The 17,871-nt window shown below is 64.3% G+C and carries 20 protein-coding genes; 12 read left to right on the top strand and 8 right to left on the bottom strand.

What is annotated here, in order from left to right:
• The 4 genes from BVH06_RS06455 to BVH06_RS06440 all read right to left on the bottom strand — a co-directional run.
• On the bottom strand, positions 1-637 hold a 637-nt coding region (locus tag BVH06_RS06455), incomplete at its 3' end, for a YheT family hydrolase (RefSeq protein WP_139315586.1).
• Positions 638-804: 167 nt separating this feature from the next.
• A complete protein-coding gene (rsmD, locus tag BVH06_RS06450) occupies positions 805-1,410 on the bottom strand; it encodes a 16S rRNA (guanine(966)-N(2))-methyltransferase RsmD (RefSeq protein ID WP_075933567.1) in 606 nt (201 codons plus the stop codon).
• Positions 1,410-2,909, bottom strand: a complete 1,500-nt coding sequence (locus BVH06_RS06445; protein ID WP_075933566.1) for a pitrilysin family protein — start codon at positions 2,907-2,909, stop codon at positions 1,410-1,412. Before BVH06_RS06445 ends, rsmD begins: the two co-directional genes overlap by 1 nt.
• Positions 2,902-4,260, bottom strand: coding sequence for a pitrilysin family protein (locus BVH06_RS06440; RefSeq protein WP_075933565.1), 1,359 nt, complete (start codon positions 4,258-4,260; stop codon positions 2,902-2,904). The genes BVH06_RS06445 and BVH06_RS06440 overlap by 8 nt, the downstream gene beginning before the upstream one ends.
• Positions 4,261-4,517: 257 nt before the next feature.
• Between BVH06_RS06440 and ftsY the strand changes: the two genes are divergently transcribed.
• From ftsY to rpoH, 4 genes are all read left to right on the top strand, one after another.
• Complete coding sequence (gene ftsY, locus BVH06_RS06435; protein ID WP_075933564.1) at positions 4,518-5,984, top strand: signal recognition particle-docking protein FtsY; 1,467 nt, start codon at positions 4,518-4,520, stop codon at positions 5,982-5,984.
• Positions 5,984-6,655, top strand: a complete 672-nt coding sequence (gene ftsE, locus BVH06_RS06430) for a cell division ATP-binding protein FtsE (RefSeq protein ID WP_075929793.1) — start codon at positions 5,984-5,986, stop codon at positions 6,653-6,655. Before ftsY ends, ftsE begins: the two co-directional genes overlap by 1 nt.
• Positions 6,652-7,668, top strand: coding sequence for a permease-like cell division protein FtsX (gene ftsX, locus BVH06_RS06425; protein WP_075929792.1), 1,017 nt, complete (start codon positions 6,652-6,654; stop codon positions 7,666-7,668). Before ftsE ends, ftsX begins: the two co-directional genes overlap by 4 nt.
• A gap of 132 nt (positions 7,669-7,800) precedes the next feature.
• Entirely contained in the window at positions 7,801-8,655 is an 855-nt protein-coding gene (gene rpoH, locus BVH06_RS06420; RefSeq protein ID WP_013789309.1) for an RNA polymerase sigma factor RpoH, read from the top strand.
• Positions 8,656-8,974: 319 nt separating this feature from the next.
• On the opposite strand, the gene mtgA is transcribed toward rpoH, so the two are convergent.
• Positions 8,975-9,697 carry a monofunctional biosynthetic peptidoglycan transglycosylase gene (gene mtgA / locus BVH06_RS06415; RefSeq protein WP_075929791.1) on the bottom strand — a complete coding sequence of 241 codons (723 nt, stop codon included), beginning with the start codon at positions 9,695-9,697 and terminating at the stop codon, positions 8,975-8,977.
• Between the two features lie 151 nt (positions 9,698-9,848).
• On the opposite strand from mtgA, the gene BVH06_RS06410 reads away from it, so the two are divergent.
• The 5 genes from BVH06_RS06410 (at position 9,849) to BVH06_RS06390 (ending at position 12,765) form a co-directional block, all read left to right on the top strand.
• Complete coding sequence (locus BVH06_RS06410) at positions 9,849-10,220, top strand: DUF423 domain-containing protein (protein ID WP_075929790.1); 372 nt, start codon at positions 9,849-9,851, stop codon at positions 10,218-10,220.
• A 175-nt stretch (positions 10,221-10,395) separates the two neighbouring features.
• Complete coding sequence (thiS, locus tag BVH06_RS06405; RefSeq protein ID WP_075929789.1) at positions 10,396-10,596, top strand: sulfur carrier protein ThiS; 201 nt, start codon at positions 10,396-10,398, stop codon at positions 10,594-10,596.
• A 42-nt stretch (positions 10,597-10,638) separates the two neighbouring features.
• Positions 10,639-11,433 (top strand): thiazole synthase, encoded by a 795-nt coding sequence (locus tag BVH06_RS06400; RefSeq protein WP_075929788.1) that lies wholly within the window; start codon positions 10,639-10,641, stop codon positions 11,431-11,433.
• Positions 11,434-11,744: 311 nt separating this feature from the next.
• Positions 11,745-12,416 carry a tRNA (guanosine(46)-N7)-methyltransferase TrmB gene (gene trmB, locus BVH06_RS06395; RefSeq protein WP_218189101.1) on the top strand — a complete coding sequence of 224 codons (672 nt, stop codon included), beginning with the start codon at positions 11,745-11,747 and terminating at the stop codon, positions 12,414-12,416.
• 4 nt (positions 12,417-12,420) lie between these two features.
• A complete protein-coding gene (locus BVH06_RS06390) occupies positions 12,421-12,765 on the top strand; it encodes a hypothetical protein (RefSeq protein ID WP_075933563.1) in 345 nt (114 codons plus the stop codon).
• On the opposite strand, the gene BVH06_RS06385 is transcribed toward BVH06_RS06390, so the two are convergent.
• Together BVH06_RS06385 and BVH06_RS06380 are read right to left on the bottom strand one after the other, a co-directional pair.
• On the bottom strand, positions 12,766-13,650 hold the full coding sequence (locus BVH06_RS06385; protein WP_075933562.1) for an EamA family transporter: 885 nt from the start codon (positions 13,648-13,650) through the stop codon (positions 12,766-12,768).
• 153 nt (positions 13,651-13,803) lie between these two features.
• Entirely contained in the window at positions 13,804-14,583 is a 780-nt protein-coding gene (locus BVH06_RS06380; protein WP_075929784.1) for an exodeoxyribonuclease III, read from the bottom strand.
• Positions 14,584-14,676: 93 nt separating this feature from the next.
• Between BVH06_RS06380 and pyrE the strand changes: the two genes are divergently transcribed.
• A complete protein-coding gene (pyrE, locus tag BVH06_RS06375; RefSeq protein WP_075929783.1) occupies positions 14,677-15,318 on the top strand; it encodes an orotate phosphoribosyltransferase in 642 nt (213 codons plus the stop codon).
• A 27-nt stretch (positions 15,319-15,345) separates the two neighbouring features.
• Positions 15,346-15,939: a DUF4124 domain-containing protein gene (locus BVH06_RS06370; RefSeq protein WP_075933561.1), complete on the top strand. Its 594-nt coding sequence runs from the start codon at positions 15,346-15,348 to the stop codon at positions 15,937-15,939.
• A 29-nt stretch (positions 15,940-15,968) separates the two neighbouring features.
• Here BVH06_RS06370 and BVH06_RS06365 read toward each other — a convergent pair whose 3' ends face one another.
• A complete protein-coding gene (locus BVH06_RS06365; protein WP_013789320.1) occupies positions 15,969-16,367 on the bottom strand; it encodes an acyl-CoA thioesterase in 399 nt (132 codons plus the stop codon).
• A 294-nt stretch (positions 16,368-16,661) separates the two neighbouring features.
• On the opposite strand from BVH06_RS06365, the gene BVH06_RS06360 reads away from it, so the two are divergent.
• Positions 16,662-17,630, top strand: a complete 969-nt coding sequence (locus BVH06_RS06360; protein ID WP_075929781.1) for a PstS family phosphate ABC transporter substrate-binding protein — start codon at positions 16,662-16,664, stop codon at positions 17,628-17,630.
• Positions 17,631-17,871: the final 241 nt, after the last annotated feature.

Here is a 17,871-nt window from a genome sequence, read left to right as displayed (position 1 = left end):
ACAGGCGATCGGCCTGGCCCTGGTGGGCGAACAGGCGCTGCTTGTCCTTCACGTAGGCGACCATGGCGCGCATGAAATGCGCCTGGTAGACCCGCGAGAAGCCGACGTCGATCCGGTCGGCACACTGGTCCAGGCGAAACGGTACCGACACCGCGGCGGCGCCTTGCAGGCCGCTGTCCGCGCCAGTTTCCCCCAGGTATTTGAGCAACACGTTGCCGCCCAGCGAGTAGCCCACCGCAAACAGTGGCGCCAGGGGATGTTTGGCGTGCAGGTGGCGGATGGTTTCAGCGAGGTCTTCGCTGGCGCCGGAGTGGTAACCGCGTGGCAGCAGGTTGGGTTCGCCCGAGCAGCCACGCCAGTTCAGCGCCACGCTGGCCCAGCCCTGAGCCGCCAGCCGGCCTTGCATGCCGAGCACGTAGTGGGAGCTGGAGGAGCCGGTGAGGCCGTGCAGCACCAGAACCAGAGGGGCGTGGGCTTCGTGGGGGCCGTGCCAGTCGAGGTCCAGGAAGTCACCGTCTTGCAGCCACAGGCGCTCACGTTGGCGTTCGAGCACCGCCGGGCGACGGCACAGCGACCCCCAGAGGGTCTGCAGGTGCGGCCCTGGCAGCCACCAGGCGGGTTGGAAAGTTCTGCTCATGGCTGATACCCGCTCCTCTGCAACAGGCAGTCGAACTGCCTGCGGGGATGCGCGCCCTTGCGAGTGCGCGTCAACAGTGCGACAAGCCCACCATCTTTCGCGTCAAGGGCGACGCCCCCACGAGCCTGCCCAGGTCAGCGGTGCCTGAGAGCCCCGCTTCGGGGCAGCTATGCAGGGCGGCGCTCCCAGAGTGCGTAATGCACCTGGCCGGCTTTCTGCTCGCGGTGCAGGCGCCAGTTGCCGGGCATGCCGAGACTGGAAGGTACCTGCTCGCTCTCGGTGTAGACCCAGGCATCGTCGGCCAGCCAGCCGCGCTCTTCCAGCAGCGTGCAGGCGGGCAGCAGCAGATCCTGGCTAAAGGGCGGGTCGAGGAACACCAGGTCGAACGGCGTGGCCGGCTGGCTCTGCAGGTAGGCGAGAGCGTCGCTCTGCAGCACCTGGCCGTTGTCGCAGCGCAGGGTGGTCAGGTGGCTGCGCAGGCTGGTTACTGCCGCCGGATTGAGGTCCAGCGCCAGGGCGCTTCCGGCACCGCGCGACAGCGCTTCGAGAAACAGCGCGCCGCTGCCGGCAAAGGGGTCAAGTACCCGGGCGGCTTCTACATAAGGCGCCAGCCAGTTGAACAGGGTTTCGCGCACGCGGTTGGGCGTGGGCCGCAGGCCATGGGCCATGGGGAAGGCGAACTGGCGGCTGCGCCATTGCCCGGCAATGATGCGCAGTTGCCCGTCGCCACCGTGGGCGACGGGGGCTTTGTCGGAGGTCGGTCGTCTGGCCATCAGTGCTCCGGTACGGCGGCGGGCATTTCTGCCGGCTTATCGGTGGGCGGCGGCAGTTCCTTCTGCTCCACCTTAGGCCCTGCAGTGACGATCACCAGTGCTTCGGGGTCGAGATGCTTGGCCATGGCAGCTTTCACCTGCTCGACGCTGAGCGCCTGCACCTGGGCCATGAAATCTTCCAGGTAGGTGAGCGGCAGGTCGTAGAAACCGATGGCGCCGAGCTGACCGACGATGGCCGCGTTGCTGGCCGTGGACAGCGGGAAGCTGCCGGCCATCTCGCGCTTGGCGGCGTCCAGTTCTTCCTGGGTCGGGCCGCCCGCGATGAACTCGCGCAGCAGATCCTTGACCAGCTGCAGGGTGCCGTCGCTGAGCTCGGCGCGGGTCTGCAGGTTGATCATGAACGGGCCGCGGGCCTGCATGGCGGTGAAGCCGGAGTACACGCCGTAGGTCAGGCCGCGCTTCTCGCGCACTTCGGTCATCAGCCGGGTGCCGAAACCGCCGCCGCCGAACACCTGGTTGCCCAGGTAAAGGGCGGCGTAGTCCGGGTCTTCACGGGTGATGCCGAGCTGGGCGATCAACAGGTGGGTCTGGTTGGACGGAAAGTCGATGTGGGTCAGGCCGGGCTTTGGCGCTTCGGGTGCGACGGTCTTGGCCAGGGCTGGGCCCTTGGGCAGTGCAGCGGATACCTCGGCGGCCATGGCCTCGGCTTCCTCGCGGGACAGGTCGCCGACCAGGGCGATCACCGCGTTGCCGGCGGCGTAGGCCTTGGCATGGAAGGCCTGCAGCTGTTCGCGGCTGATGCCCGGAACCGATTGCGCGTTGCCTTCGCTGGGGGGCCCGTAGGGATGCTTGCCGTACAGGCGCTCGAACAACTCGAGGCTGGCCAGCTTGCCGGGATTCTGCTTCTGGTATTCGAAGCCGGCGAGGATCTGGTTCTTGATGCGCGCCAGGGAATCGGCGGGGAAGGTCGGTTGGCCGATCACCTGCTCGAACAGCTTCAGGGCCGGCTCACGCTGCTCGGCTGCGCTGAGGCTGCGCAGGCTGGTGACCGCCATGTCGCGGTAGGCGCCATTGCCGAACTCGGCGCCCAGGCTCTCGAAGCCGGCAGCGATGGCGCCGACGTCCTTGCCGGGCACGCCTTCGTTGAGCATGGCATTGGTCAGCAGCGCCAGGCCAGGCACGTCGCCGTCCTGGCTGCTGCCGCCGGCGTAGGTCAGGCGCAGGTCGAACATCGGCAGCTCGCGGGCTTCGACGAACAGCACCTTGGCGCCTTCGGCAGTCTGCCAGCTCTGGATGTCCAGTTTGCGGCGCTCGGGTTCCTTGCCGTCCAGTTCGGCCAGTGACTGCAGTTTGCTGTCGTCGGCTTGGGCGACCTGTGCGGACTGGGCAGTAGGCTCGGCAGCGTCCGGTGCGCGTTTGACGGTGAAGGCCAGGGCCGCCAGCAGGGCGATCAGAAACAGCCCCAACAGGGCGTAGCGCGGGCCGTTGCGCTTACTCATCGCGCTTCTCCTCGGGCAGAACGTGGGCGACGCTGAGGCGGTCGCGGGTGAAGTAGGTCTTGGCGACGCTCTGGATGTCGGCCGGGGTCACGGCCTCCAGCTCGGCGAGTTCCTGGTCGATCAGCTTCCAGGACAGGCCGACGGTTTCCAGCTGGCCGATGGCGGTGGCCTGGCTGCTGATCGAGTCGCGGTCGTAGACCAGCCCGGCGATCAGTTGGGCGCGTACGCGGGCCAGTTCCTCGGCCGAGGGCGCGGTGTTCTGCAGGTCGTGCAGCTCGCGCCAGATGCCGGCCTCGGTTTGCTCCAGGGTCTTGCCGGTCTGCACATTGGGCGTGGCGGAAATCGTGAACAGGCTGTCGCCGCGGGTGTAGCCGTCGTACCAGGCGCCGGCGCCGGCAACCAACTCCTCGCCGCGCTCCAGGCGAGTGGCCAGGCGCGCGCTGTAGCCGCCGTCCAGCAGGGCGGCGATCAGGCGCAGGGCGTGCACGTCACGCGGGTTCTTGGCGGTGGCCAGGCCCGGTACGTTGAAACCCATCATCAGGCTGGGCAGTTGGGTCTTCAGATGCAGGGTGATCTGCCGCTCGCCCGGCGCCGGTAGCTCCAGAGGAATCTTCGCGGCCGGCACGGCACGCTTGGGGATCGCGCCGAAGTAGCGCTGCGCCAGGGTTTTCACGGCGTCCGCGGTGACGTCGCCGACCACCACCAGGGTGGCGTTGTTGGGCACGTACCAGGTTTCGTACCAATGGCGCAGCTCCTGCACGCTCATGCGGTCGAGGTCGGCCATCCAGCCGATGGTCGGGATGCTGTAGCCGCTGGCCGGGTAGGCCATGGCCTTGAAGCGCTCGAAGGCCAGTCCCGAGGGTTTGTCGTCGGTGCGCAGGCGGCGCTCCTCCTTGATCACCTCGATCTCGCGTTCGAATTCTTCCGGCGGCAGGCGCAGGCTGGCCAGGCGGTCGGCCTCCAGCTCGAAGGCGACGCCCAGGCGGTCGGCGGCCAGTACCTGGTAATAGGCGGTGTAGTCGTCGCTGGTGAAGGCGTTCTCTTCGGCGCCCAGGTCGCGCAGCACGCGTGAGGCTTCGCCGGGGCCGAGCTTGCGGCTGCCCTTGAACATCATGTGTTCCAGAGCATGTGACAGGCCGGTCTGGCCGGCTGTCTCGTAGCTGGAGCCGACTTTGTACCAGATCTGCGAGACCACCACGGGGGCGCGGTGGTCTTCGCGGACGATGACTTTCAGGCCGTTGTCCAGAGTGAATTCATGGGTGGGTTGCGGTGCCGCGGCCTGCGCCCCGAAGGGCAGGGCACAGACGGCCAGTAGCAGGCCGGCGAGATGGCGGGCAAGTGAACTGGACAAACCTCTCTCCTCGTTGAACCACGCCGGGCGTGGGATTGCGGTCGGGTGTGAGCGCGGTGCAGCGTGGCCTTGACGGGCTGTCAGAGCGGTCGCACGGCTTAGCCGTGGCGGCTGCGGAGGTGCTAGGATACGCATCCGTTTTAACGGCGACCACGTCTAGCAATGGCAGTTTGCAATTCACCAGCTGCCCATTTGCAAGCCCTCAGCCCCCGTGCCCAGGCGCCATGGCGTTCGCCCCAGTGAGATAGCCGTCCTCCATGTTTGGTTCAAAAGACGACAACAAGACTCCGGCCCCCGAGCAGGGCGCCGAGAAAGCCGAGAAACGCGGCCTGTTCGGCTGGTTGCGCAAGAAGCCGGCCGAGGCTGCCGCTGCCGAGCCCGCGCAGCAGGCCGAGGTGCCCGAGGCAGCGGCGCAGAGCCAGCCGGAGCAGCCTGCTGAGGCTGCCCAGGTAATCGAGAGCGCTCCGCTCGAAAACGTCCCGGTCGAACGCGACCCGGTCGAACGCGACCCGGTCGAACGTGACCCGGTCAATCGTGACCCGGTCGAGGCACCCGTTGTCAGCGAGCCGGCGGTCGCCGCCGAGCCCGTAGTGGACGATGCCACCCGCCATGGCCCCGAAGCACTGCTCGAGCCGATTGCCGAGCAGCCGGCGGCCCCGGCAGAGCATCCCGCTGCTCTGGCATCGGGCAGCGACGTGCAGCATGCCGTGCCCGCCACGCCGGCCGCGGTGTTGACTGTGCCAGCCGAAGCGGTCGCTGAGCCGGTGGTCGAGCAGAACAAACCCTCGGACAACAAGGGCGGTTGGTTTGCCCGTCTGCGCCAGGGCCTGTCCAAGACCAGCGCCAGCATCGGCGAAGGCATGGCCAGCCTGTTCCTTGGCAAGAAGACCATCGACGACGACCTGCTCGACGAGATCGAGACCCGCCTGCTCACCGCTGACGTAGGCGTCGAGGCCACCACGGCGATCATCGGCAGCCTGACCCAGAAGGTCGCGCGTAAGCAGCTGACCGACAGCGACGCGCTGTTCAAGGCGCTGCAGGAAGAGCTGGCCGCCATGCTGCGCCCGGTCGAGCAGCCGCTGCAGATCGACAGCGCCAAGCGCCCCTACGTGATCCTGGTGGTCGGCGTGAACGGCGCCGGCAAGACCACCACCATCGGCAAGTTGGCCAAGAAGCTGCAGGGCGAGGGCAAGAAGGTCATGCTCGCTGCCGGCGATACCTTCCGCGCCGCCGCTGTCGAACAGCTGCAGGTGTGGGGTGAGCGCAACAAGATCCCGGTCATCGCCCAGCACACCGGCGCCGACTCGGCTTCGGTGATCTTCGACGCCGTGCAGGCCGCCAAGTCCCGTGGCATGGACGTGCTGATCGCCGACACCGCCGGCCGTCTGCACACCAAGGACAACCTCATGGAGGAGCTCAAGAAGGTTCGCCGCGTGATCGGCAAGCTCGACGACAGCGCGCCTCACGAAGTGCTGTTGGTGCTCGATGCCGGCACCGGCCAGAACGCCATCAACCAGGCCAAACAATTCAACCAGACGGTGAACTTGACCGGCCTGGCCCTGACCAAGCTGGATGGCACGGCCAAGGGCGGCGTGATCTTCGCCCTGGCCAAGCAGTTTGGCCTGCCGATTCGTTACATCGGCGTGGGTGAGGGGATCGACGATCTGCGCACCTTCGAGGCCGAACCCTTCGTTCAGGCGCTTTTCCAGCAACGGGAGCAGTGATGATCCGATTCGAGCAGGTCGGCAAGCGTTACCCCAACGGTCATGTCGGGTTGCATGAGTTGAGTTTCCGCGTGCGGCGCGGCGAGTTCCTGTTCGTCACCGGCCACTCCGGCGCCGGCAAGAGCACCCTGCTGCGCCTGCTGCTGGCCATGGAGCGCCCGACCTCGGGCAAGCTGCTGCTGGCAGGGCAAGACCTGGGGCAGATCAGCAACGCGCAGATTCCCTTCCTGCGCCGGCAGATCGGCGTGGTGTTCCAGAACCACCAACTGCTGTTCGACCGCAGCGTGTTCGACAACGTGGCCCTGCCGCTGCAGATTCTCGGCCTGTCCAAGAGCGATATCGGCCGCCGCGTCGGTTCGGCGCTGGAGCGGGTCTCGCTGAGCGACAAGGCCGAGCAGTTTCCCGGTGACCTGTCCACCGGGCAGCAACAGCGCGTCGGCATCGCCCGCGCCATCGTCCATCGTCCGGCCCTGCTGCTGGCCGACGAACCTACCGGTAACCTCGACCCGCGTCTGGCGGCGGAAATCATGGGCGTATTCGAAGACATCAACCGCCTCGGCACCAGCGTGCTGATCGCCAGTCACGACCTGGCACTGATCGCGCGCATGCGCCACCGCATGCTCACCCTGCAACGCGGCCGCCTGATTGGTGACGGGGAGGCCGGCGAATGAGTGCTTCCCGCATCCCGCCACCGCAGCCGTCTCAGCGCGTCGGCGCGGCACCCAAGAACGCCGAGCCACAGGGGCCGGACAACGAACCGGATTTTCGCACCCTGACCCGCGCCTGGCTGGAAAGCCACCGCGCCAGCCTGGTCGACAGCCTGCGCCGCCTTGGAAAGCACCCGATCGGCAGCTTCTTTACTTGCCTGGTAATGGCCGTGGCGCTGAGCTTGCCCATGGGCCTGTCGTTGCTGCTAGGCAACGTCGAGCGTCTTGGCGGCACCTGGGAGCGTGCTGCGCAGATCTCGGTGTTCCTCAAGATCGACGCCAGCGATAGTCAGGGCCAGGCCCTGCGCGAAGAAATCGCGGGCATGGACGACGTGGCCGAAGCCGAATGGATCAGTCGCGAAAAGGCCCTGGAAGAGTTTCAGCAGCAGTCCGGGTTGGGCGAAGCCCTCAAGGAATTACCTAGCAATCCATTGCCTGGCGCTGTGCTGGTAACACCCAAGGAAGTCGACAAAGCCACCCTTGAGGCGTTGCGTTTACGTTTGGCAGAGCTGCCCAACGTTGAGCAGGCACAGCTGGACCTGGTCTGGGTCGAGCGTTTGAGCGCAATCCTCAAGTTGGGCGACCGTTTCGTTTTTGGCCTCACGGTTTTGCTGATCATGGCGCTGCTGCTGGTGATCGGTAACACCATTCGCCTGCATATCGAGAATCGCCGTACCGAGATCGAAGTGATCAAGCTGGTCGGCGGTACCGACAGCTACGTGCGTCGCCCTTTCCTTTACATGGGCGCGCTGTATGGCCTGGGCGCCGGTGTGCTGTCCTGGCTGGTGCTGGCCTTTGGGTTGAACTGGTTGAACGATGCCGTGGTGCGTCTGTCCGGATTGTATGGCAGCGATTTCGCCCTGGCCGGCGTACCCGTTGGCGACGGCTTCTCCCTATTGCTGGGAGCGGTGCTGTTGGGGTATATCGGTGCGTGGCTGGCGGTGGCGCGACATCTGAGGGAGCTTGCTCCCCGCTAAGTCGCCAGTTTGACGCTTCGCTAACATATTGATTTGGTTGATATTGACTATTGACCGGGGAACCAGGATGGTGGCTTCCGGTCATATTGCGCAGTGCTACACTGCGTACGTTTCGTGAATCGGAGGATTCTAATGTCCACTTCTTTGCAACCTGTTCATGCTCTGGTTCCAGGCGCCAACCTGGAAGCTTACGTGCATGCCGTTAACAGCATTCCGCTGCTGACGCCCGAGCAGGAGCGTGAACTGGCCGGTAACCTCTTCTACAAGCAGGACCTCGACGCGGCCCGCCAGATGGTATTGGCCCACCTGCGTTTCGTCGTGCATATCGCGCGCAGTTACTCCGGCTATGGTCTGGCCCAGGCCGACCTTATCCAGGAAGGCAACGTCGGTCTGATGAAGGCGGTCAAGCGTTTCAACCCGGAAATGGGTGTGCGCCTGGTGTCTTTCGCCGTGCACTGGATTCGTGCGGAAATCCACGAGTTCATTCTCAAAAACTGGCGGATCGTCAAGGTCGCCACCACCAAGGCCCAGCGCAAGCTGTTCTTCAACCTGCGTAGCCAGAAGAAGCGCCTGGCCTGGTTGAGCAATGACGAAGTCAATGCCGTCGCCGAGAGCCTGGGTGTCGAGGCTCGTGAAGTGCGCGAGATGGAAAGTCGCCTGACCGGTCAGGATATGGCCTTCGACCCGGCTGCCGATGCCGACGACGACAGCGCGTTCCAGTCGCCGGCCCAGTATCTGGAAGATCATCGCTACGATCCGGCCCGGCAGATGGAAGACGAGGACTGGAGCGACACCTCCAGTGCAAACCTGCACGAGGCGCTCGAAGCGCTCGACGAGCGCAGCCGCGATATCCTGCAGCAGCGCTGGCTGGCCGAAGAAAAGGCCACCCTGCACGAGCTGGCAGCCAAGTACAACGTCTCGGCGGAGCGTATCCGTCAGCTGGAGAAAAATGCGATGAACAAGCTCAAAGGCTCCATCGCCGCCTGATTCGGCCAGCAACACCCAAAACGCCCCGACCCTGTTCGGGGCGTTTTTGTTTGGGTAGCAATTTGCGCGATGAGCACGAAATGGTGTGGGCCAACCTATCGGTCAACGCCTCGATCCGAGGCGAATATTACCAACTGCATTTTTGCGGTATGGCCGCCATTACAGAAGCACCGACCCCAGGGTGAAACGATTGCGGCCACACTGCAAAGCCGGCGTTGTTCGCACCCTTCGCCCCGAGGCGGGGCTCCCACAATGAACATCGATCGCGCAGCAGCCTACGGTTCGGTTTTACCTTCCACCGCTACATCGTTCCATTGGCCTACTTCGCCCACCAGGCCGGACGTGGCGCTTGCAACTGGCTCAGGTAATGGCTGCCACCCAGTTGGCGCATCTGCCGGCGGATCCAGTTGGCGCGCTGGTTGACGTAGCCGCTGGGCCGCCCCGCATCGTATTGCCGCGGATTGGGCAGCACTGCAGCCAGCAGGCTGGCCTGGCGGGCCGACAGGTAGGACGCGCCGATATTGAAGTGATGCCGGGCGGCCGCTTCTGCGCCGAACACGCCGTCGGCCCATTCCGCGCTGTTGAGGTAAACCTCGAGAATGCGCTCCTTGGGCCACAGCAGTTCGATCAGCCCGGTAAACCACACCTCGATACCCTTGCGCAGGTAGCTGCGACCGGACCACAGAAACAGATTCTTGGCCACCTGCTGGCTTAGGGTGCTGGCGCCACGTACCGAGCCGCCCTGCTGATTGTGCGACAGTGCCGCCTTGATCGCTTCGACGTCGAAGCCCCAGTGCTGGGCGAATTTCTGATCTTCGCTGGCGATCACGGCGATCTTCAAGTCATCCGGCAACGCATCCCAGGAGCGCCAGGTGCGCTGCAGGTCGATGGGCTTGCCGTCGACCCAGGACTCGATCTTGCGCTCGACCATCAGCGCCGTGCCCGGTGGCGGTACCCAGCGCAGGGCGAGCACCAGCAGGAAGGAGCCGGCAATGAACCAGAGCAGCAGCTTCAGCAGGAGGCGGCGAAGGGATCGGAGCATGGGCAGGGAGCCGGGCTTGATTGGCCGCTTAGTATAAGGTGCCAGGCGCCGTTGCGGGCAATGCCACGGCTCGCTGCGGCAATCGGGGAGGCGCGCCTGGGCCAATGGCGGCGTAAACTGCGCCTCTCTGTTGGCTATCGGTGAGAACGCTATGGTTCGCCTGTGGTTGTTGCTGTCGGCTTTCGCCGGCTTTTCCGGGGTTGCGTTGGGCGCGTTCGCGGCCCATGGTTTGAAGAGCAGGCTGAGCGCCGAGTACCTGGCCGTGTTTCAGACCGGCACCCATTACCAGCTGATCCACGCATTGGCCTTGCTGGGCGTGGCCATTTTGGCGCTGGTTGCGCCAGGGCGTCTGGTCAACCTGGCCGGCGGTTTCTTCGCTGCCGGTATCCTGCTGTTTTCGGGTAGCCTTTACGCACTGACCCTCAGCGGTATCGGCAAGCTGGGCATCATCACCCCGTTCGGTGGCCTGGCCTTTCTGGCCGGCTGGGCGTGTCTGGGTGTGGCGGCCTGGCGCATGGCCTAGAACCTGCCCATGATCTGCTGCGCGTCGTCGCTCCTGCGTTAGAAAAACGAGCGCCAGCTCGCGAGATCATGAACAGGCTCTGAGATTGCGCGAGACCAACGGCGGGTCTGCGCCTTGGTCATCGTCGGGGATCGGGCTAGAATGCCGGCCCTTTCTCCTGTCGTGACGGGTCGCCATGCATATCCAGTTGAACGGTGAAACCCTCGAGCTGCCCGAAGGCGCCAGCGTCGCCGATCTGATCGAGCGTCTGGAGCTGACCGGGCGCCGCGTGGCGGTCGAGCGTAACCTCGATATCGTTCCGCGCAGCCAGTACGGCAGCACGGCGCTGGCCGACGGCGACCGCCTCGAAGTGGTCCATGCCATCGGCGGCGGTTGAGCCCGGCGCCGCGCCCTTCCAACTTTCTGCAGAGGAATTTCCATGAGCCACGCAGTCAACGACAAGCCTTTTACCCTGGCTGGCCGCACCTATCAGTCGCGCCTGCTGGTCGGCACCGGTAAATACAAGGATCTCGACGAGACCCGCGACGCCATCGAGGCATCGGGCGCGGAGATCGTGACCGTGGCGGTGCGCCGTACCAATATCGGCCAGAACCCGGGCGAGCCGAATCTGCTCGACGTGATTTCGCCGGATCGCTACACCATCCTGCCGAACACCGCTGGCTGCTACGACGCCGTCGAGGCCGTGCGTACCTGTCGCCTGGCCCGTGAGCTGCTCGATGGCCACAAGCTGGTCAAGCTGGAAGTGCTGGCCGACCAGAAGACCTTGTTTCCCAACGTGATCGAAACCCTCAAGGCCGCCGAAGTGCTGGTCAAGGAGGGCTTCGACGTGATGGTCTACACCAGTGATGATCCGATCATCGCCCGCCAGTTGGCCGAGATGGGCTGCATCGCCGTCATGCCGCTGGCCGGTCTGATCGGCACCGGGCTGGGCATCTGCAACCCCTACAACCTGCGCATCATCCTCGAAGAAGCGACCGTTCCAGTGCTGGTGGATGCCGGAGTGGGCACCGCGTCTGATGCCACCATCGCCATGGAACTGGGTTGCGAGGCGGTGCTGATGAACAGTGCCATCGCCCATGCCCAGCAGCCGGTGTTGATGGCCCAGGCCATGAAGTACGCCATCGAGGCCGGTCGCCTGGCCTACCTGGCGGGGCGCATGCCGAAGAAACTTTATGCCAGTGCCTCGTCGCCGCTAGACGGCCTGATCCGCTGACTCTCCACGATCAGCTGCGCGTCGGCCCTGCTGCGTTGAAAACAGGCTCGGAAAAGCCGCTTGCGGCTAACGTCCTTTAGGACGGCTCCGAAGGAGCGAGCGAAGCGAGTAATGCTCATGTACAAAAGTACAGTCGCCCGCGACCCCGGCCGCTTCCTCGCCTGTTTTTGCGGGGCCGCCTAGGCCTTGCATGGCTCTAGCTCGCAAGATCGTTATTTCGCTGCTTTTCCTTTATCCATTTAATACCTGCGTTGCCGAGTGCCCCCATGAGCGATATCGAACAAACCCCAGCCGAAGAAAACCCGCGACACATGCGCGCCATCAAGAGTTTCGTGATGCGTGCCGGGCGCATGACCGAAGGGCAGCAGCGCGGCTTCGACTTGGGCCTGCCGAAGTTCGGCCTGGAACTGAGCGATGGCATGCAGGATTTCGATGCGGTATTCGGGCGCCAGGCGCCGCGGACCTTCGAAATCGGCTTCGGCATGGGCCACTCCACGCTGGAAATGGCTGCCGCGGCGCCTGAGCAGGACTTCATCGGCGTCGAAGTACACCGCCCGGGCGTCGGCGCACTGCTCAATGGCGTGATGACGCAGAACCTGACCAATCTGCGCGTCTACAGCTGCGATGCGCTGGAAGTACTGCGCCAGTGCGTGCCTGATGCCAGCCTCGACCGCGTGCTGCTGTTCTTCCCCGATCCCTGGCACAAGGCGCGTCATAACAAGCGCCGTATCGTGCAGCCGGCATTCGCCGAGTTGGTGCGCCAGAAGCTCAAGGTCGGCGGTGTGCTGCACATGGCCACCGATTGGGAGCCCTACGCCGAATACATGCTGGAAGTGATGAACGTGGCGCCGGGCTATCGTAACCTTGCCGCCGACGGTCGCTGCGTCGAGCGGCCTGCCGAGCGCCCGGTGACCAAGTTCGAGCGCCGCGGCGAGCGCCTTGGCCACGGCGTCTGGGACCTCAAGTTCGAGCGCGTCGACTGAGCCGATGACTCGCCTGTCCAGGCGCCAGACTCGGCGCGCCGGCCACGCGCGCAATCGACCGCAATGGCAGACGCCGCCACCCAGCGCCCGTGCGGCCTGGGCGGCGCGCCTACTGTTGCCACTGACCGCGACGGTCATGGTGATCTGCGCCGCTACCCTGCTGTTCACGGTGGCGCAGGCGCTGTACAGCGGCGTAGCCATCTCACCGTCCAGAATCGGCCCGGCGACCTTTTATCCGTTCGCTACCCACCCGCTGGGTTACGTGCTGACGCTGCTGTCGCACGCCATAATAGCCTTCGCCCTGGCCGGGGCAGGGTGGTTCTGCTGGCGCATGTCGCGCCAGCGCTGATCAGGCCGTGGCGCCGCGCAGTTGCTGGAGCAAGCGCGGGCCGAACACGTTGATCAACAAACCGAGCATCACGATGGCGGCGCCGAGCCACTGCACGGCGCTCAATGCTTCGCCGAGGAACAACCATGCCGAGCTGAGGCCGATCACCGGCACCAGCAGCGAGAACGGCGCCACCTGGCTGGCTGGGTAGCGCGACAGCAGGCGGCTCCAAAGGCCGTAGCCGAGTAGCGTGGCGACGAAGGCCAGGTAGGCGATGGCCAGCACCGAGTTCAGGGAAATGCTGCGCAGCGCCGTCTCGATCTGTGCCGGGCCTTCCAGTATCAACGACAGGGTCAGGAACGGCAGCGGCGGAATCAGGCTGCCCCAGACCACCAGGCTGACCAGGTTGACCTTGCCGATGCGCTTGGTAACCACGTTGCCCAGCCCCCACATCGCCGCTGCACACAGCGTCAGCACGAAACCGGCCAGGGTAAAGGCGCGTCCGCTTTCGCTGCCGATCAGCAGCAGGCCCGCCGCGGCCACCACCAGGCCAATCAGGCTGCTGCGCCGCACCGACTCACCGATGAACAGCGCGGCGAAGCCCAGGGTGAAGAACGCCTGCGCCTGCAGCACCAGCGACGCCAGGCCTGCCGGCATGCCGGCGTACATGGCCGAGAACAGAAAGGCGAACTGCCCCAGGGAAATGGTCAGGCCGTAGGCCAGCAGCCAGCGCAGAGGCATGTCCGGGCGGCGGATGAAGAGGATCGCGGGAAAGGCGGCGAGCATGAAGCGCAGGGCGCCGAGCAGCATGGGCGGCACGCCATCGAGGCCGACCTTGATGATCACGAAGTTCACGCCCCAGGCGACGATCACCACAGCGGCCAGCAGAATGTCCTTGGGTGTCATGGGCGCGGCCTCGGGTGGTGGTATGCGGACGGGCAGGCTAGCGCGGATGGCCGCAGCTGACACGCCACAGTTACCGGCGTTTTTCCCCATACAGCGGCGTAGAAAAGAAAACGCCCCGAACGGGTCGGGGCGTCTTGGCTGGCGACGATGGGATCAGACGGTCAGCGTCCAGTCGTAGTCGACGATCAGTGGCGCGTGCTGCGAGAAGCGCGGCTGGCGCGGCAGGCGCGCGCTGCGTACGCTGCGGCGCATGCCGGGGGTGAGCAACTGGTAGTCGAAGCGGTAGCCCAGGTTGAGCATCTCCGCCTGCTCGTTATCCGGCCACCAGCTGAACTGGTCGGCCTCGCGATTGACCTCGCGTACAGCATCGACGTAGCCCATGGTGCCGGTGACTTCATCCATCCAGGCGCGCTCGGGCGCCATGAAGCCGGGTGATTGCTGGCAGTCGCGCCAGTTCTTCACATCCAGCTTCTGGTGGGCGACGTACAGCGAGCCGCAATAGATGTAGTCGCGGCGCTTGCGGCGTTGCTTGTCCAGGTACTTGGAGAAATCGTCCATGAACTTGAATTTCTGATTCAGGTTCTCGTCACCGCCCATGCCCGATGGCAGCAGCAGCGTGGCAATACTCACCTTGTCAAAATCAGCCTGCAGGTAGCGCCCGTAGCGATCGGCCGTTTCAAAACCGAGCCCGCTGATTACCGCCTTGGGTTGCAACCGCGAGTACAGCGCCACGCCACCCTGGCTTGGTACTTCTGCATCGCAGGCATAGAGGAAATAGCCATCCAGTTGGAGGGCTTGGTCGTCCAGTTCAAAGGCGGAGGCGCGGGTATCCTGCAGGCAGATCACGTCGGCATTCTGTGCTTGCAGCCAACTGAGCAAACCGCGCTCGACTGCAGCATGAATACCATTCACGTTCACACTGATGATCCGCATAAATGGCCCCCAAAAACACGTGCGTGTATGATACCTGAGCTAGACGCCGTTTAGTAATTCAAAGCCACATCCTGTGCTGCCTCAAGGTCATTCATGCAAACGTATCAGCGCGATTTCATTCGATTTGCTATCGAGCGAGGCGTTCTGCGCTTCGGTCAGTTCACCCTCAAGTCCGGTCGCGTCAGCCCGTATTTCTTCAATGCCGGGTTGTTCGACAGCGGTCTGGCACTGGCCAAGCTGGGGCGTTTCTACGCGGCAGCCGTGGTGGACAGCGGCATTTCCTTCGACGTGCTGTTCGGCCCGGCCTACAAGGGCATTCCCCTGGCGGCCAGCACCGGCGTGGCTCTGGCCGAGCACCACGACGTGGATACGCCATGGTGCTTCAACCGCAAGGAAGCCAAGGATCATGGCGAGGGCGGCACCCTGGTCGGTGCGCCGCTCAACGGCCGCGTGCTGATCATCGATGACGTGATCACCGCCGGTACGGCCATCCGCGAAGTGATGCAGATCATCCAGGCCCAGGGTGCCCAGGCCGCCGGCGTGCTGATCGCCCTGGACCGCCAGGAGCGTGGCCGCGGCGAGCTGTCGGCGATCCAGGAAGTCGAACGCGACTTCAACATCCCGGTGGTCAGCATCGTTTCCCTGCAGCAGGTGCTGGAATATCTGGCCGATGATGCTGAACTGAAACAACACCTGCCCGCCGTGGAAGCCTACCGGGCCGAATTCGGCATCTGACCGGCGGCTCGCCGAGAGAACGTGCCTATGTCCACCTCGCCCCTGATGCGCCGTACCCTCTGGCTTGGTCTGCTGCTGCCGTTATGGGCGAACGCGGCGGAGATGTATCGCTACACCAATGCCCAGGGCATCACGGTGATCGACCGGCAGGGCGTGCCCAGTGAATTCATCGCCAAGGGCTACGAGGTGCTCAACGAGCAAGGGCGTGTGGTACGTGTGGTGCCGCCGGCGCCTACCGCCGAAGAGATGCAGAAGATCCTCGCCGATCGCGAACGGGCGAAATCCGATGCGCAGCTGCTGCGTTTGTACAGCAGCCTGGAGGACGTCGACCGTGCCCAGGCGCGCAAGCTGGCCGAGCTCGACGGCCTGATCGGCGTGGCCAAGGGCAACCTGCAGTCGGTACGTCAGCAGCAGGCCAACCTGCAGAAACAGGCGGCGGATCAGGAGCGTGCGGGGCGTGAAGTGCCCAAGCCGCTGCTCGACCAGATCACCAGCCAGCGTGACGAGCAGGTGCGCATCAAGAAGGACATCGAGCGCTACCAGGCAACCCGTACACAGGCGCAGAACAGCTTTGCCGCTGATCGTGCGCGGGTCGGCCAGTTGCTCGGGCAGGGTAATTAAAGTTTGCCGCGACCAGGCGCGGCACGAACTCAGCGGCGTGGTACGGCGCGCGTGCGACCGCTGGCGTCGATGGCTACGAACACGAACACCGCTTCGGTGACCTTGCGCCACTCGCTGGACAGCGGATCGTCACTCCAGACTTCCACCAGCATCTGGATCGAGCTACGACCGATTTCCAGCGCCTGGGTATAGAAGGACAGCTGCGCGCCAACCGGTACCGGCACCAGGAAGGCCATGCGATCGATCGCCACGGTCGCCACGCGCCCTGCCGCCACCTTGCTGGCCATGGCAGTGCCGGCCAGATCCATCTGCGAAACCAGCCAGCCGCCATAAATGTCGCCGAAGCCATTGGTTTCGCGTGGCAGCGCAGTGATTTGCAGTGCCAGGTCGCCTTGCGGTATCGGGTCTTCCTGTTCGAAATCTTTCATCTGTTCACGGCTCGCGGCGCAGTGGTGGGCCCGGTTGGGCAGTATACCGACTGGGTGTCAACACCGCGACCTTAGCGCGTTGCAGGCGCTTGCGCACGTGCATTTGCCGAACTCGACATGCCTGTTTGCGTCGTCATCCAACTGTCACATTGATTACATAGAGTGTTCACATAGGCTGATGATACTGAGCCCCGTTCCAACCAACACGACCCCAATCGTGAGCAGGTCGCAACCGGGCGCTACGACCACGGCACGCCGGCCTCTCGATGATTACCACTCTGCTAGGAGCAAGGCATGAAACTGAAGCGTTTGATGGCGGCCATGACGTTTGTCGCCGCTGGCGTCGCCACTGCCAACGCGGTTGCCGCTGTCGATCCGGCTCTGCCGACCTATGAGAAGACCTCTGGCGTGTCGGGCAACCTGTCCAGCGTCGGTTCCGACTCCCTGGCCAACCTGATGACCCTGTGGGCCGAGAGCTACAAGCAGTCCTACCCGAACGTGAACATTCAGATTCAGGCTGCCGGCTCCTCCACTGCGCCACCCGCGCTGACCGAAGGCACCGCCAACCTCGGCCCGATGTCGCGCGCCATGAAGGACAGCGAAATCCAGGCCTTCGAGCAGAAGTACGGCTACAAGCCGACCGCCGTTCCGGTCGCCATCGACGCCCTGGCCGTGTTCGTGCACAAGGACAACCCGATCAAGCAACTGACCATGCAGCAGGTCGATGCGATCTTCTCCAGCACCCGTCTGTGCGGCGAAGCCAAGGACCTGAAAACCTGGGGCGACATCGGCCTGACCGGCGAGTGGGCCAGCAAGCCGGTGCAGCTGTTCGGCCGTAACTCGGTGTCCGGCACTTACGGCTACTTCAAGGAAGAGGCCCTGTGCAAAGGCGATTTCAAAGCCAACGTGAACGAGCAGCCGGGTTCGGCTTCCGTGGTGCAGTCGATCTCCAGCACCGTCAACGCCATCGGTTACTCGGGCATCGGCTACCGCACCGCCAGCGTGCGCGCCGTTCCCCTGGTCAACAAGAAGGGTGAAGTCGAAGAAGCCAATGAAACCAACGCACTGTCGGGCAAATACCCGCTGGCTCGCTTCTTCTACATCTACGTCAACAAGGCGCCCAACAAGCCGCTGAGCCCGCTGGATGCCGAGTTTCTGAAACTGATCCTGTCCAAGCAGGGCCAGGACGTCGTGGTCAAGGACGGCTACATCCCGCTGCCGCTGAAGGTCATCGAGAAGACCCGCAAGGAATTGGGTCTGTAAGCCGACCGCAGTAAGAACCTGTTTACGATCTGCTGCGCGTCGGCGCTACTGCGTTAAAAACAAGCTCGGAATGCTCATTTACCACTTGTAAACTCCGCTTCCTCGCTTGTTTTTGCCTTTTATCGCTCTAGCTCGCGAGATCGTAAACAGGTTCTAGGCAATCCCGAAGCCCGCCTCTCTCGAGAGGCGGGCTTCGTCGCGTCACCGCTCTGTAACTTTTCTGTCATACAGGCGAGCTAGA

The organism is Pseudomonas sp. PA27(2017) (assembly GCF_001945445.1).
Taxonomy (GTDB): Bacteria; Pseudomonadota; Gammaproteobacteria; order Pseudomonadales; family Pseudomonadaceae; genus Aquipseudomonas.
Note: the sequence above shows the minus strand (reverse complement) of the source record. Positions and strands in the feature narration are given on the sequence as shown.

Excerpts from the sequence above, each read along its gene's own strand:
- mtgA (WP_075929791.1), bottom strand. The coding sequence starts at position 9,697 with ATGCTCCGATCCCTTCGCCGCCTCCTGCTGAAGCTGCTGCTCTGGTTC.
- ftsE (WP_075929793.1), top strand. The coding sequence starts at position 5,984 with ATGATCCGATTCGAGCAGGTCGGCAAGCGTTACCCCAACGGTCATGTC.
- rsmD (WP_075933567.1), bottom strand. The coding sequence starts at position 1,410 with ATGGCCAGACGACCGACCTCCGACAAAGCCCCCGTCGCCCACGGTGGC.
- BVH06_RS06385 (WP_075933562.1), bottom strand. The coding sequence starts at position 13,650 with ATGACACCCAAGGACATTCTGCTGGCCGCTGTGGTGATCGTCGCCTGG.
- BVH06_RS06370 (WP_075933561.1), top strand. The coding sequence starts at position 15,346 with ATGTCCACCTCGCCCCTGATGCGCCGTACCCTCTGGCTTGGTCTGCTG.
- BVH06_RS06360 (WP_075929781.1), top strand. The coding sequence starts at position 16,662 with ATGAAACTGAAGCGTTTGATGGCGGCCATGACGTTTGTCGCCGCTGGC.
- pyrE (WP_075929783.1), top strand. The coding sequence starts at position 14,677 with ATGCAAACGTATCAGCGCGATTTCATTCGATTTGCTATCGAGCGAGGC.
- BVH06_RS06380 (WP_075929784.1), bottom strand. The coding sequence starts at position 14,583 with ATGCGGATCATCAGTGTGAACGTGAATGGTATTCATGCTGCAGTCGAG.
- BVH06_RS06400 (WP_075929788.1), top strand. The coding sequence starts at position 10,639 with ATGAGCCACGCAGTCAACGACAAGCCTTTTACCCTGGCTGGCCGCACC.
- ftsX (WP_075929792.1), top strand. The coding sequence starts at position 6,652 with ATGAGTGCTTCCCGCATCCCGCCACCGCAGCCGTCTCAGCGCGTCGGC.
- BVH06_RS06410 (WP_075929790.1), top strand. The coding sequence starts at position 9,849 with ATGGTTCGCCTGTGGTTGTTGCTGTCGGCTTTCGCCGGCTTTTCCGGG.
- thiS (WP_075929789.1), top strand. The coding sequence starts at position 10,396 with ATGCATATCCAGTTGAACGGTGAAACCCTCGAGCTGCCCGAAGGCGCC.
- rpoH (WP_013789309.1), top strand. The coding sequence starts at position 7,801 with ATGTCCACTTCTTTGCAACCTGTTCATGCTCTGGTTCCAGGCGCCAAC.
- BVH06_RS06365 (WP_013789320.1), bottom strand. The coding sequence starts at position 16,367 with ATGAAAGATTTCGAACAGGAAGACCCGATACCGCAAGGCGACCTGGCA.
- trmB (WP_218189101.1), top strand. The coding sequence starts at position 11,745 with ATGCGCGCCATCAAGAGTTTCGTGATGCGTGCCGGGCGCATGACCGAA.
- BVH06_RS06445 (WP_075933566.1), bottom strand. The coding sequence starts at position 2,909 with ATGAGTAAGCGCAACGGCCCGCGCTACGCCCTGTTGGGGCTGTTTCTG.
- ftsY (WP_075933564.1), top strand. The coding sequence starts at position 4,518 with ATGTTTGGTTCAAAAGACGACAACAAGACTCCGGCCCCCGAGCAGGGC.
- BVH06_RS06390 (WP_075933563.1), top strand. The coding sequence starts at position 12,421 with ATGACTCGCCTGTCCAGGCGCCAGACTCGGCGCGCCGGCCACGCGCGC.